This window comes from Yersinia sp. Marseille-Q5920 (assembly GCF_946902935.1).
Taxonomy (GTDB): Bacteria; Pseudomonadota; Gammaproteobacteria; order Enterobacterales; family Enterobacteriaceae; genus Yersinia; species Yersinia rochesterensis.
In genome coordinates this window covers 181,614-195,768 of sequence record NZ_CAMPQA010000008.1, presented here as the reverse complement: position 1 = coordinate 195,768, position 14,155 = coordinate 181,614, and the positions used below count along the sequence as shown (strand labels likewise).

Here is a 14,155-nt window from a genome sequence, read left to right as displayed (position 1 = left end):
TCATTAATAGGCAATCACGATTTTACCCTGCATATGCCCGCCTGCGACTTGCGCGTGGGCAGCTTTCAAATTCTCAACCGTCAGGCCATGCAGTGTTTCACTCAGAGTACCTTGCAGTTTACCCTCATCCACTAACTGACTGACTTGCTTTAAAATTTCCCCTTGCTGGGCAATATCCGGCGTCGAAAACATGCTACGGGTGAACATAAATTCCCAATGCAGGGCGGCGCTTTTCAGCTTCAATTGATTCTGATCCAGCGGTTTTTCGTTTTCCACAATGGTACAGATTTGCCCCAGCGGCGCGATCAATTCACTGATAGCGGGCCAGTGCCCGTCGGTATCATTCAGGCAAAGAATATAATCAACTTTATCGATGCCTTCTTTTGCTAACTGTGCTTTCAGGTCGCGGTAATCCACTGTCAGGTCGGCACCGCGTTCAAGACACCAGGCGGCTGACTCTGGGCGTGATGCAGTCGCAATCACTTTGACCGGGCTGCGCAAGGCCGCCAGAGGGATTGCCAGGGAGCCAACGCCACCGGCTCCACCAATAATTAGCAGACTTTGATCCGCGCTAGCCTGTTGAATTTTCAGGTGTTCGAACAGCGCTTCCCACGCGGTGATGGCGGTTAGCGGCAGGGCGGCGGCCTGTGCCCAATTCAATGAGCGCGGCTTATGGGCGGCAATGCGGGCGTCGACCAACTGCTGAGTGGCGTTGCTGCCGGGGCGGGTGATATCACCGGCATACCAAACTTGGTCACCGACACGGAAACCGGTGACTTTCTCACCCACACTGACCACCACACCGGCGGCATCCCAACCCAGAATGCGCGGCTGTGGCAGACCATTTTTCTTCAGACCGCCATGAACCTTGGTATCCACCGGATTGATGGAAGCGGCTTTGACCTCAACCAGCAAATCAAATGCGCCGGGCGTGAGGGAATCTAAAGTGATTTCAATAAAATCAGCGGGTTGTTGCGGATTTACCGCAATAGCTTTAATTGACATGGTGATTTTCCTGCTCCTGTTTAGCCTATCCACTGAGTCTAGACCTTTCTAAGCAGAGTGATAAGATGGACAATCAATAACGCAGTGTTCGCCTGAGATAAACAATTATGTTTAAGCAACTCAATTATGTTTAAGCAATTACAGGATATGGCGCTGTTCGCCAAGGTCGCGGAATGCGGCAGCTTCACCCGCGCCGCCGCAATGGTGGGTTTACCTAAATCTAGCGTCAGCCAGCGGGTGAGTCAGCTCGAGCAGAATTTGGGGATTCGCTTATTGAACAGAACCACCCGTCAGTTGAACCTGACTTTTGCCGGTGAGCGCTATCTGGTGCATTGCCAGGAGATGCTGCAAGCCGCCGAACGTGCGGACTTGGCACTGCAACGGCTGAAAGACAACCCCAGCGGCCGTCTGCGTATTTCGACCCCCGCAGGGCTGGGAGCAACGTTGTTGGCACAGTTGGCGACAGATTTTCAGCAGCAATATCCTGATGTTCTGCTGGAGGTTTTGGTGTCAGATACTATGGTTGATTTGGTCGAGGACGGCTTTGATGTGGCGCTACGCACCGGTAAACCGCAGGATTCGTCACTGATTGGTCGGCGATTAGGATACGCGCCGCGTTATCTTTTGGCTTCCTCCGCTTATCTGGCCCAACACCCGCCATTGCTTCATCCACGTCAGCTCGATACCCACCGCTGCATTGCCCATCGTGCCTGGCAGGCGCTGATTTTACGCTATGAAGATGAGTTTTATCGCTGGCAGGTTCCTGCGCTGCATGTGACTGATAATTTGTTATATGCCCGTGAGTGTGCGCTGAATGGCGGGGGGATTACGCTATTGCCCGCATTTCTAAGCCGCGAAGTGGTCGCCAGTCGGCAGTTAATTGAAGTTTTGCCACAGTGGCAAGCGGAGGGAAATGAGCTGTATTTGGTCTACCCGAGCCGCAAGCTGAACTCTCCAGCACTCAGTTGCTTTATAGATGTGGTGATTGGGCACCCGGTATTTGAGGATTATGTGCAAGGGCTGGAAATATCTTGAGTGATAGATAGGCCCCTTTCCTATGAAAAAGGCCTGCAATTGCAGGCCCTTAGTCTAGATAATAATCAAAAACTATTTGGTCATTTTCTTATACTTAATACGGTGTGGTTCCAGTGCTTCGGCACCCAGAGTGCGTTTTTTCCACTCTTCGTATTCAGTAAAGTTACCTTCGAAGAATTCCACTTTACCCTCATCTTGATAATCGATGATGTGAGTGGCAATTCGGTCAAGGAACCAGCGGTCATGGGAAATAACCATGGCGCAACCTGGGAATTCCAGTAAGGCGTTTTCCAGCGCGCGTAAGGTTTCGATGTCCAGATCATTGGTCGGTTCATCGAGCAGCAACATGTTGCCGCCCACCTGGAGCAATTTGGCCAAATGGATACGGCCGCGCTCACCACCGGACAGTTCGCCCACCCGTTTGCCCTGATCAATGCCTTTAAAGTTAAAGCGGCCAACATAGGCGCGGCTTGGAATTTCAAAGTTGCCGATCTTCATGATGTCCTGACCGCCGGAAACTTCTTCCCACACGGTTTTACTGCCATCCATGTTGTCACGGAACTGATCAACCGAGGCCAATTGCACGGTATCACCCAGTGAGATTGTGCCGGAGTCCGGTTGCTCCTGGCCCGATAACATGCGGAACAGGGTGGATTTACCCGCACCGTTCGGCCCGATGATCCCGACTATCGCGCCTTTTGGCAGCGCAAAGGTCAAATCGTCAATCAGCACACGGTCGCCGTAAGACTTGCTCAGATGCTCAACTTCCAGCACTTTATCACCTAAACGTGGGCCAGGCGGAATAAACAACTCGCTGGTTTCGTTACGTTTTTGGTATTCAACGCTGTTAAGTTCTTCAAAGCGAGCCAGACGCGCTTTACCTTTCGCCTGACGGCCTTTAGGGTTTTGGCGAACCCATTCCAGCTCTTTCTCAATAGATTTACGACGAGCAGCTTCAGAAGAGGCTTCCAACGCCAGACGGGCGTCTTTTTGTTCCAGCCATGAGGAATAGTTGCCTTCCCATGGAATACCTTCACCACGGTCCAACTCCAGAATCCAACCCGCGACGTTATCGAGGAAGTAACGGTCATGGGTGATGGCGACCACAGTGCCTTCATAATCATGCAGGAATCGCTCCAGCCATGCCACGGATTCAGCATCCAAGTGGTTGGTCGGTTCATCCAGCAGCAGCATGTCTGGTTTTTCCAGCAGCAGGCGGCAGATGGCGACACGGCGGCGCTCACCACCGGATAAATTGGCAATTTTTGCATCCCAAGGTGGCAAACGCAGAGCATCAGCCGCACGTTCTAACTGGTTATCCAGATTATGACCGTCGTGGGATTGAATAATGGCTTCTAGCTCACCTTGCTCTTTCGCTAACTTATCGAAATCAGCATCAGGATCGGCATAGAGCGCATAAACTTCATCTAAACGGGTCAGGGCGCGCTTCACTTCGCCGACGGCTTCTTCAACCGACTCGCGCACTGTTTGTTCAAGATTCAGTTTTGGTTCCTGTGGCAGGTAACCGATTTTGATGCCGGGTTGTGGGCGCGCTTCACCCTCAATGTCAGTATCAATGCCAGCCATAATGCGCAACAGGGTGGATTTACCGGAGCCGTTAAGACCCAGCACACCAATTTTTGCCCCAGGGAAGAAACTCAGGGAGATGTTTTTCAGAATATGCCGTTTCGGTGGAACTACTTTACCGACACGATGCATAGAATAGACGTATTGAGCCACGTTGCCTCAGCCTCTCTAGATCAGTTTTTATTAGGATATCTGGTGCGGAGTGTAGCCCGTTTTACTATACCCGTCATCTTTCAAGTCGCAGGGGTGTTGGCTGCTCTCACGCACCCGAATCACTGACCAGTGTCAGCTCATCGGGATTTCCTCGTTTGCCGCCTTCATTTTTTGCGCTTCCCGTTGGTGGCATCCGCAATGTGAGATTTATCTTAAGTTATCTTTGCGATGCATAAAAAAAGCCCGGCGGAATAGCCGGGCTTGATTGGATAACTGATTGATATCAGATAGGATTCTAGCCGCGTTTGAAGCGCCCGATGACCCATTTTTCGACTTCTACAATTAAGAAGATGGCGATAGAGACCAACAGTGTGATGCCCCAGTAATAAGCCGGTAATGGCTCGGTACCGAAAGCGGTGTTCATAAACGGCAGATAGATAATAGCTAACTGCAATAGAATCAGCACACCAGAAACTAACCACAATCCCTTGTTAACAAACACTTCTTTGTTCAGCGGGAATCTATCCATCACACGGCAGTTAAACATGTAAATCCACTGCGCGGTTACCAAGGTTTGCATCAACACGGTGCGGATAAATTCAGTGCTGTAGCCGCGTGGTTCCATATAGGCTTCCAGGGCGAATGCACTGCACGCAATCAAGGTGCCGACAAACGCGATACGCCAGATGGCATGGCCGTCTAACACGTGTTTTGATGGGTCACGTGGGTTGCGGCGCATGATGCCTCTTTCTGCCGGTTCAAAGGCCAAACCGAAGGAAAGTGTGGTGGAGGTGGCCATGTTTATCCACAGGATTTGCAGTGGCGTTAGCGGAATCACCGCACCAGCCAAGATAGCAAAAATGATTAACATCCCTTGCGCCAGGTTAGTCGGCAACACAAACAGAATGGTTTTTTTCAGGTTATCGTAGACCCGGCGGCCTTCTTCAACCGCGTGGGCTATGGTGGCGAAGTTATCATCTGACAGCACCATATCGGCGGCTTCTTTTGTCACCTCGGTGCCTTTGATACCCATGGCAATGCCCACATCGGCTTGTTTCAGCGCCGGTGCATCGTTCACGCCATCGCCGGTCATCCCGACGATTTCGCCTTTCTCTTGTAATGCTTTGACCAGACGCAGTTTATGCTCAGGGCTGGTGCGGGCAAAAATATCATAGCGAACGGCTGCTTCGGCCAGTTCTTTATCATCCATATGCTCCAACTGGCCACCGGTAATGGAGTCTTTCCCATTGCCTATGCCCAGCATGGCACCAATCGCCATCGCGGTTTCCTGATGGTCGCCGGTGATCATCTTCACGCGAATCCCCGCCTGTTGGCAGGTAGCAATGGCGTCGATAGCTTCAGGGCGCGGTGGGTCCATCATGCCAGCGATGCCGACAAACACCATGCCTTGCTGGATATCACTGTGTTCTAACTCGCTGACAGTCTGTTCTGTTGGGCGGTAAGCCGCCGCCAACATGCGCAGGCCCTGCTGGGTGTAGCGCGTCATCTCGGCATCCCAGTAATCACGACGGAAAGGAATTACGCCCTTATCCGTCAGTTCTTGCTGGCAGAAAGTAAACAGCACATCGGGTGCGCCGGTCAGGAAGATACAGCTTTCAGACTCAACCTGATGGCTGGTTGCCATGTATTTATAGGCAGAATCGAAAGGAATTTTACCGTGCTGAGTCACCTGGCCCAGTTCAATACCTGATTTGGCCGCCAAGACTTTCAGTGCGCCTTCGGTGGGGCCGCCCACAATAATCCAATGGCCTTGGTCATTCTTTTGAATCTGGCTGTCATTACATAAATTCACCGCAGTGATAAATGTTTTTAACGGCCCGGCGAGAACGGCTTGTTGGTCACTGCCTTCCGGATAAATGTTACCCACTGGCTCATAGCTTTCACCGGTGACCCGGTAGCAATTGTCAGCCAGAATCACCGCTTTGACGGTCATTTCATTCATCGTCAGGGTGCCGGTTTTATCGGAACAGACGACGGTCATGGCACCCAAGGTTTCTACCGTTGGCAGCTTGCGAATAATCGCGCGGTTACGCGCCATTGCTTGCACACCCAAAGACAGAATAATCGAAATAATGGCCGGTAACCCTTCAGGAACCGAGGCCACAGCCAGGCTTATCAGCGCCAGCAACAACTCATCCACTGGCAGGTCGCGCAGGATAAAGGCGAAGACAAATAAGAATGCCATCATCACCAGAATCAGGATGAAAATCGCTTTACCCAGGCGGTCCATTTGTTGCAGCAGTGGGGTGCGGGTGGCTTCAACCGTCGACATCATTTGGTTGATATGACCCAGTTCGGTATCACCGCCACTGGCGATGACCACGCCTTTTGCTGTACCGGCACTGATAGTGGTGCCCGAGAACAACAGGTTTTTGCGGTCGCCAATCACTGATTCATTTTCAATCACCCCAATTTGCTTCTCAACCACGGTTGATTCACCGGTCAGGATAGCTTCTTCAATCTGGAGGTTGTGAGCTTCGAGTAACCGTAAGTCAGCCGGGATTTTATCCCCCGGTTTCAATGTGACGATATCCCCCGGCACCAAATCCTGTGCATCAATGGTTTTTGCATTGCCATCACGGATGACCACAGCTTTACTGGAGAGCATATTTTGGATGCTTTTCAGTGACTTCTCGGCTTTGTTTTCCTGAACATAACCAATTAATGCGTTAATGACGGCGACACAAAGAATGATAATGGTATCGACCGAGTGGCCCATAAGGCCTTTGACTAACGCAGCAGCTAATAGAATGTAAATCAGGACATCATTAAAATGAGCGAGAAATTGCAGTAGCGGGTGCTTACTTTTTTTTGCGGGTAGTGCATTGGGGCCGTATTGTTTAAGGCGTTCTTCGGCTTCTTGTTGGCTTAACCCTTCTTCGCGGCTTTTTAGCTGCTGCAAAGATTCTTCCACAGTGAGTTGATACCAAGCCTGGCCTTCTGGCGGCGAGGCGGGTTTGGGGTTTGATGAATTTTGCATTGAAAGAACCTTCTTAAAAATTAAAAATCTGAAATCTATCTGTTTTTCATCTCATTACCGTCGAGGTAACGGCGCAGGGCAGCAAATGCTCTTCCGTGAAAAATCCTGCTCCTAAATTATTTGATTTTTATTAAAAGACAAAAAAATGATTCTGAATGATATGTTTATATCAACATAGTTATATTAAGCAAGGATAGTAGATTTTTATCAAAATAGCGTCTTGATCTGAGATAATAAAATCGAAATTATCGGTCATAATTATCTAATAACATATTGAATAATAAGTTAATTCTAAGAAAATTTTTCTGTGACTTATATTTCCCAATGTCCTGAATATCATCCATCATTTCAATCATCACTCAGAAAGATTAATTATCCTTGCCCATTTGTAGGTGTAATCGCTGGCTATCAGGTGAAACTCTTAGTTAGTATGTCCTGCTGCCGGAACTAATCATGACTATGCTAATCAGAAGTTGCGGTAAGCAAAATGCAGTAGCCAACAACCAGTGAGGAAACAGTGAGTATGGACAAGTGGCGATATCTGGCGATTGGCGTGTGTCTGGTGACGACCTCAGGAGTGGCATTTGCCGACTCCATTGATGCCCAACGGCAACGCTATCAGCAAGTTAAACTGGCTTGGGACAGCAATCAGATGGATACCGTGGCGCAACTGATGCCCACATTGCGTGAATATCCGCTGTATCCGTATCTGGAATACCGCCAGTTAACGCAAGATTTAAGCCAATTGAGTGCGGCGCAAGTGACCGATTTTCTGACTCGGAACCCCACATTGCCGCCAGCAAGTTCGCTATCATCCCGTTTTGTTAACGAGCTGGCGCGTCGTGAGGATTGGCGCGGGTTATTGGCGTTCAGTCCACAAGCCCCTAAACCGGCGGCAGCTCGCTGTAATTATTACTATGCCAAATGGGCCACTGGCGAGCAGCAAGTCGCCTGGGATGGTGCCAGCGAGATTTGGCTCAACGGCCAGACGCTACCGGGTAGCTGCGATAAATTATTCAGTGTCTGGCAACAAGCCGGGCATCAAACCCCATTGGCAACATTGGCGCGTATGAAGCTGGCGCTGAAAGAAGGTAATGCCAGTTTGGTGAGTTACTTACTCAAGCAACTGCCAGCCGATTATCAGACCATGGGCACGGCACTGGCAAAATTGCAAAGTGACCCGGCCAGTGTCGAAAGTTTTGCTCGAACTGTCGGGCCGACAGATTTTACCCGCTCAGCCACTATCATTGCCTTTACCCGGCTGGCACGGCAGGACGTGGAAAATGCGCGTGCGATGATCCCAACGCTGGCGCGGCTGCAAAAAATGAGTGACAGCGAGAAGCTGGAACTGGAAGAAGCAGTGGCCTGGCGTCTAATGGGCAATGATGCGAATTACGAGCAAGCCAAATGGCGTGATCAAGTCACTTTGCGTAGCCATTCCACCCCGTTGCTGGAGCGCCGCATCCGTATGTCGCTGGGCACCGGCGATCGCCAAGGATTAGCGGCCTGGATGGCCCGTTTACCGGCAGAGGCACAAAATAAAGATGAGTGGCGCTACTGGCGTGCCACATTGTTGCTGGAGCAGGGTAAGAAAGCCGAGGGCGAAGCCATTCTGCGTAGCCTGATGCAGGAGCGCGGTTTCTATCCGATGGTCGCCGCGCAAAAACTGGGGGTGCCTTACCCGATTAATGTTGAAGTGGCCACCAAACCTGATGCTTCACTGGCGCAGCGGCCTGAAATTGCCCGGGTGCGCGAGTTAATGTATTGGAATATGGACAATTTGGCCCGCAATGAGTGGAGCTATTTGGTCGCCAGCCGCAGCAAACCGGAGCAGGAAGCACTGGCGCGCTATGCATTTGACCAAAAATGGGCTGACTTGAGTGTTCAGGCGACCATTGTGGCCAAATTATGGGATCATCTGGAAGAGCGCTTCCCACTGGCTTGGCCAAAAGAATTCCGTCAGGCGACTGAAGGCAAAGGAATAACTCCAAGTTATGCAATGGCAATAGCTCGTCAGGAAAGTGCCTGGAACCCGAAAGCACAATCGCCCGTCGGGGCGGCAGGTCTGATGCAGGTGATGCCGCGGACTGCGGAACACACGGTCAAACTGAATAACATCCCCGGTTATGTGAACAGCAGCCAGTTGCTCGACCCTGTCACTAACATTGAGATTGGCACCAGCTATCTGGAAGAGGTTTATCAGCAATTTGGGCGCAATCGGATTTTATCCAGTGCAGCCTATAACGCCGGCCCATCGCGGGTGAATACCTGGTTGGGAAATAGCAGTGGACAGGTGGATGCCGTGGCATTTATCGAAAGCATTCCGTTCTCAGAAACGCGCGGCTATGTAAAAAACGTCTTGGCGTATGATGCTTTTTATCGTCACTTTATGAATCGCCCGGCTAAGGTGCTGAGTGATGCCGAGTGGCAGCGGCGCTACTGATCCTCTTCGTCCTTGACGCTGCGGCGGTGTTAGCAGCGCTTGCTCACCCGAATCACTTACTGGAGTAAGCTCATCGGGGTTTGCTCGCTTGCTGCCTTGCCGCAACGCCAATGACTTTGAGGGGGCTAGTCGTCCTTGACGCTGCGGCGGTGTTAGCTACACCTGCCGCAATGCCAAGTTCTTTGGCTATATCTGAGGTTATGATAAGCTGTTGTACTAGTTAAATAGTATGGCGGCTTTTCCTATCATGACAAAACTACGATTGACCGATCCGAATCTGTCGACTGAAGATAATCAGCACTGGCTGACTTTTGTTGCGCTGTTACAAGACGCCATTGCGCAAGACCTCCATTTACCGCTACTGCAATTGATGCTGACACCTGATGAGCGCACTGCTTTAGGGACGCGAGTGCGTATTATTGAGGAGTTAATGCGGGGGGAATTAAGTCAGCGGGAACTCAAGAATCAGTTGGGCGCAGGGATTGCGACTATCACGCGCGGCTCCAATAGCCTGAAAGCCGCTCCTCCAGAGTTAAAGAGCTGGCTTGAAGCCCAATTATTGACAAACAAATCGTCCTAAACTTAGCCCTATAATACTGAGCGTTGGTAAATCTCATTATGAAAGGGCACCAGCGCCAACAGTAATGCCTGATGGTAAACACTGGTACGGGTCAATTTGCCGTTGGTAAAAATACCGATGGCACCGCCCTGGTGTTTTACATTGGATATACCGGTTAAATCTGCCATTTCGTCGCCCAGCTCACGGCCTTGGCGAATCCCTTGCAATATAATATCGGGCAGCATCAAGCTGGCAGAACGGGATTCTCCCCGCAACTGTAAGTGTTCAATTACTATCCAGGCAAAGGTCATATTATCTTCAATACCGGCTTCAACCCCGACCCAAAAATCTGCCTCAGGGCGAATCTGACGTGCATTGTGCACGCGCTGTCTGGCGCCGGTGCGCGTCTCAGAACTGCCGATTGGTTGTAGGGGAACACCGCTATCGACATTGATACCTTCAATGCGATACTGACCGGGGCCATAAACGTCATCGAAAGCGAAGCTGATAGCCTTAATCTTTGCAGGGTTGGTAGTTGCGGCAACAACATGGTACATAATGAGTTAAGAATCCACGTAATAGTTTTGTGTTTATTTCACGCAGTATAACGGAAAAATGACATGTTACAGGTATATCTCGTGCGCCACGGCGAAACTATATGGAACGCGGCACGCCGCATTCAGGGCCAATCGGACAGTCCGCTGACCGACACTGGAGTTCGTCAGGCAGAGCTGGTGGCGCAACGGGTTCGCAGCCAAGGGATCACCCATATTATTACCAGCGACCTGGGTCGTACGCAGCAGACGGCCAAAATTATCGCCGATGCTTGTGGGCTAAAAATAGTCACAGACCCGCGCCTGCGTGAACTGAACATGGGCGTGCTGGAAACGCGCCCGATAGAGGGCTTAACACCGGAAGAAGAACAGTGGCGCAAGCAGATGGTCAATGGCACAGAAGGTGCTCGAATTCCTGAAGGTGAGTCGATGGCCGAGTTGGGGCGGCGAATGCATGCGGCACTGAATAGTTGTCGAGAGCTACCTGAGGGGAGTAAACCGTTGTTAGTCAGCCACGGTATGGCTCTGGGGTGCTTATTGAGCACTTTGCTGGGGTTGCCGGCTCATGCTGAACGGCGGCTGCGTTTGCGCAACTGTTCGCTATCACGGGTTGATTATCAGGAAAGCCCATGGCTGGCTTCGGGTTGGGTGATTGAAAGTGCTGGCGATACCGCCCACTTGGATATGCCAGCACTGGATGAGCTACAGCGTTAACGCTTGATAGGAATGAGATATTCACACTTGAGTGAGGCCGGAGGCCCATCTTTCGGCTTCCCTTGAGGGAAGAATCGCTCGATATCGTATCCACGCCGACGGGTTAATTCTAACTGTGGTAAACAGGTGCCATACAGTGTCAGGATGAAGTTCTGCAACCCTTCTAGTGGCCCGTCATAGCTAAACTGCACATATTCGCCACCTTGTAAGATAACCGGTTGCCCTTCCTGCACATTACCCGGCACATGTTGTGGCTCAATGGCGGTAGTGTAGAAAATCTCTTGCTCATCATCTTTCTCCTGATTTGGTCGGGAGTGATGTAAGCCATAAAGTACGGGCGGCAAATGGTCTGCGTCACCAAGATACTGTTGCCAGAAATGCGATCGCAATTGAGTACGATGAGTCGATATTTGCTCAAGAGTACAAGAATAGCTCTGTGTTAGCCCCACCAAATGCTGCTCAGGTAAAGTAATGAATTCTGGTTGAGGTAGCGTATATTCCCCTAGCCGAATCGGTGGACATATTCCGGCTGAATGCCAATCTTCAGCCCGGCGGTACAACGCAGGTGTTTGCGCAAACTGTTTCTTAAAAGCACGAGTGAAAGTTTGCTGTGAGTCAAAACGATATTGCAGAGCAATATCCAGAATAGGGCGGCTGGTTAATCGCAATGCGACAGCGGCTTTAGACAGCCTTCTGGCACGGATATACGCACCGATAGCATTCCCGGTGACATCTTTGAACATTCGCTGTAAATGCCATTTTGAATAACCTGCTTTGGCGGCGACATTGTCCAATGCTAAAGGCTGGTCTAAATGACTTTCTAGCCAGCTAAGCAAATCACGAATGATACTGGCTTGATCCATAGATCTTCCTCGTAAAGCGGCCTAAATTTAGGGTATTAGTCATATGAAAAGAATAGCTCTGGCGCATAGTAGCAACTTTTTATGTTCCCGACTGCTTAAGAATTTACTGCCATTGTGTGTTAAAAAAGCATCTAAGATTTATAAAGTGACTTTTTAACCAGTATTTTATTATTAGCGAAATCTTTTAACATTAGATAACGTTATTCAGTAGTTTGGAGTAAGTGTATGAAAAAAAATTGGATATTCCTTGGTTGCATACTTTCTTTGGGATCAATAATGGCCCATGCAGAGGAAATTGGCTCGGTTGACACGGTATTTAAATTACTGGGGCCTGACCATAAGATCGTGGTTGAGGCCTTTGATGACCCCGATGTTAAAAATGTAACTTGTTATATCAGCCGGGCAAAAACCGGTGGTATCAAAGGGGGCTTAGGGTTAGCTGAAGATACTTCTGATGCGGCAATCTCTTGCCAGCAAGTGGGGCCGATTGAGTTAAGTGACAAAATTAAGAACAAGAAATCTGACGGTACTGTAGTTTTCCAGAAGCGAACTTCATTAGTCTTTAAAAAGCTACAGGTAGTTCGTTTCTATGACCCGAAACGTAATGCCTTAATTTACCTGACTTACTCCGACAGAATTGTTGACGGTTCACCGAAAAACGCCATAAGCGCGGTGCCTATTATGCCGTGGGAAGATAAGAAATAGGGAGTATATACACTAAATAATTCGAGTTGCAGGAAGGCGGCAATTGAGAGACAAATCGGTCGGGAACCGATTTGAACAGCATTTATGCTAGCCCGCAGGGTGAGCCTCAAGGGTGAGCCTCAAGGATGAGGCTCATTAATCCCGATGAGTTGACGCCAGTCAATGATTCGGGTGAGCGAAAGCAGCCAACACACATGCAGCTTGAAGTAGGACGGGTAAAAAAGCCAGCATGTGAGTGCTGGCTTTTTATTGTAGACATGTCAGAGAGTTACTCTTCCAGGTCACCACAGAAACGATAACCTTCGCCGTGGATAGTCGCGATGATCTCTGGGGTGTCCGGCGTAGATTCAAAATGCTTACGAATACGACGGATAGTCACGTCAACAGTACGGTCATGCGGTTTCAACTCGCGACCGGTCATTTTCTTCAGCAATTCGCCACGGGATTGGATCTTGCCCGGATTTTCGCAGAAGTGAAGCATGGCGCGGAACTCACTACGTGGCAGTTTATACTGCTCGCCAGTAGGGCTTATCAGTGAACGGCTATTAATATCCAGTTCCCAGCCATTAAATTTATAGCTCTCAACCAAGCGGCGCTCTTCGCCAACATTACCCAAATTCATGGTACGTGACAGCAAGTTGCGTGCCCGAATGGTTAATTCGCGCGGGTTGAAAGGTTTGGTGATGTAATCATCAGCACCAATTTCCAAGCCAAGGATCTTATCTACTTCGTTATCACGACCGGTCAGGAACATTAGGGCAACACTTGCTTGTTCACGAAGTTCCCGTGCCAGCAACAGGCCATTTTTGCCCGGCAGATTGATGTCCATGATAACTAAGTTGATATCATTCTCAGACAAAATGTGGTGCATTTCTGCGCCGTCATTGGCCTCATGAACAACATAGCCTTCCGCCTCGAAAATGCTCTTCAGGGTGTTACGAGTAACTATCTCGTCTTCTACGATCAGAATGTGCGGGGTCTGCATGTTTGCTACCTAAAATTGCCAACAAAATAGAAATAGGAAGTACAAAAGTCTTTGTTATATTAGGATTTTTATTGACTAGTTACTCGTCATCCCGTTCATCACATGACTAAAGTACGTAAACGCGTTCTTGATGCACTTTCCATCAACGTCAACAACATCACTAGCTTGGTCGGGGTGTTACTCCCTACAGCCCCAAAGGTGACAAAAGCGGCGCATATCCTAACCCTATTAACAGCAATATAACAGTGTGAGCCGAATGTACCACCCAACAAAACTACGCTTTGTTGACATATATCAAATTCAATTGTAGCACGTTAACACTTTTGTGAAAAAGACTTACAAGAATACCAGCTTAAGCCAAAGTGGGTTAAATTATGTGGTCGATTCAGTGTTATTAATATTAAAAATCGCAGGCCAGACGTAACAAAAAAATGAATTTTCTAATTTGTTGATTTTTATTGTTAAAAATCAATATTCTTTCGTCATAGTACCAATGAGCCTACTTTTCTTATCAATGGTCTATTTCGACTAAAAACATTAGAAGAATTATC

Annotated in this window: 12 protein-coding genes; 6 read left to right on the top strand and 6 right to left on the bottom strand. The window is 49.4% G+C overall.

Annotation, left to right across the window (positions count from 1 at the left end; genetic code table 11):
* Positions 1-3: 3 nt before the first annotated feature.
* Positions 4-1,005: a zinc-binding alcohol dehydrogenase family protein gene (locus OVO64_RS13480; protein ID WP_038636484.1), complete on the bottom strand. Its 1,002-nt coding sequence runs from the start codon at positions 1,003-1,005 to the stop codon at positions 4-6.
* A 126-nt stretch (positions 1,006-1,131) separates the two neighbouring features.
* Between OVO64_RS13480 and OVO64_RS13475 the strand changes: the two genes are divergently transcribed.
* Positions 1,132-2,040 (top strand): LysR family transcriptional regulator, encoded by a 909-nt coding sequence (locus OVO64_RS13475; protein ID WP_038636481.1) that lies wholly within the window; start codon positions 1,132-1,134, stop codon positions 2,038-2,040.
* Between the two features lie 72 nt (positions 2,041-2,112).
* Here the strand turns inward: OVO64_RS13475 and ettA are convergent, their stop codons facing one another.
* Together ettA and OVO64_RS13465 are read right to left on the bottom strand one after the other, a co-directional pair.
* Positions 2,113-3,780: an energy-dependent translational throttle protein EttA gene (gene ettA, locus OVO64_RS13470; RefSeq protein WP_038636479.1), complete on the bottom strand. Its 1,668-nt coding sequence runs from the start codon at positions 3,778-3,780 to the stop codon at positions 2,113-2,115.
* Positions 3,781-4,075: 295 nt separating this feature from the next.
* Positions 4,076-6,781 carry a cation-transporting P-type ATPase gene (locus tag OVO64_RS13465; RefSeq protein WP_038636475.1) on the bottom strand — a complete coding sequence of 902 codons (2,706 nt, stop codon included), beginning with the start codon at positions 6,779-6,781 and terminating at the stop codon, positions 4,076-4,078.
* Between the two features lie 523 nt (positions 6,782-7,304).
* Between OVO64_RS13465 and sltY the strand changes: the two genes are divergently transcribed.
* Both sltY and trpR read left to right on the top strand, forming a co-directional pair.
* Positions 7,305-9,224, top strand: a complete 1,920-nt coding sequence (sltY, locus tag OVO64_RS13460; RefSeq protein ID WP_038636472.1) for a murein transglycosylase — start codon at positions 7,305-7,307, stop codon at positions 9,222-9,224.
* Between the two features lie 247 nt (positions 9,225-9,471).
* Positions 9,472-9,804, top strand: coding sequence for a trp operon repressor (gene trpR / locus OVO64_RS13455; RefSeq protein ID WP_145586534.1), 333 nt, complete (start codon positions 9,472-9,474; stop codon positions 9,802-9,804).
* Positions 9,805-9,812: 8 nt separating this feature from the next.
* Here the strand turns inward: trpR and yjjX are convergent, their stop codons facing one another.
* Positions 9,813-10,340: an inosine/xanthosine triphosphatase gene (gene yjjX / locus OVO64_RS13450; protein ID WP_145586536.1), complete on the bottom strand. Its 528-nt coding sequence runs from the start codon at positions 10,338-10,340 to the stop codon at positions 9,813-9,815.
* 63 nt (positions 10,341-10,403) lie between these two features.
* On the opposite strand from yjjX, the gene gpmB reads away from it, so the two are divergent.
* Positions 10,404-11,051 carry a 2,3-diphosphoglycerate-dependent phosphoglycerate mutase GpmB gene (gpmB, locus tag OVO64_RS13445; RefSeq protein WP_145586539.1) on the top strand — a complete coding sequence of 216 codons (648 nt, stop codon included), beginning with the start codon at positions 10,404-10,406 and terminating at the stop codon, positions 11,049-11,051.
* Here gpmB and robA read toward each other — a convergent pair.
* The gene (gene robA / locus OVO64_RS13440) at positions 11,048-11,914 is read right to left on the bottom strand and encodes an MDR efflux pump AcrAB transcriptional activator RobA (RefSeq protein WP_038636461.1); all 867 of its coding nucleotides are present in this window, start codon (positions 11,912-11,914) and stop codon (positions 11,048-11,050) included. The two genes, gpmB and robA, sit on opposite strands and share 4 nt — an antisense overlap.
* A gap of 225 nt (positions 11,915-12,139) precedes the next feature.
* Between robA and creA the strand changes: the two genes are divergently transcribed.
* On the top strand, positions 12,140-12,619 hold the full coding sequence (creA, locus tag OVO64_RS13435; RefSeq protein ID WP_038636458.1) for a protein CreA: 480 nt from the start codon (positions 12,140-12,142) through the stop codon (positions 12,617-12,619).
* Between the two features lie 268 nt (positions 12,620-12,887).
* Here creA and arcA read toward each other — a convergent pair whose 3' ends face one another.
* Positions 12,888-13,604 carry a two-component system response regulator ArcA gene (gene arcA, locus OVO64_RS13430; protein ID WP_004389406.1) on the bottom strand — a complete coding sequence of 239 codons (717 nt, stop codon included), beginning with the start codon at positions 13,602-13,604 and terminating at the stop codon, positions 12,888-12,890.
* A gap of 102 nt (positions 13,605-13,706) precedes the next feature.
* Here arcA and OVO64_RS13425 point away from each other — a divergent pair, with 102 nt between their 5' ends.
* Complete coding sequence (locus tag OVO64_RS13425; protein ID WP_004706054.1) at positions 13,707-13,847, top strand: hypothetical protein; 141 nt, start codon at positions 13,707-13,709, stop codon at positions 13,845-13,847.
* Positions 13,848-14,155 lie beyond the last annotated feature (308 nt).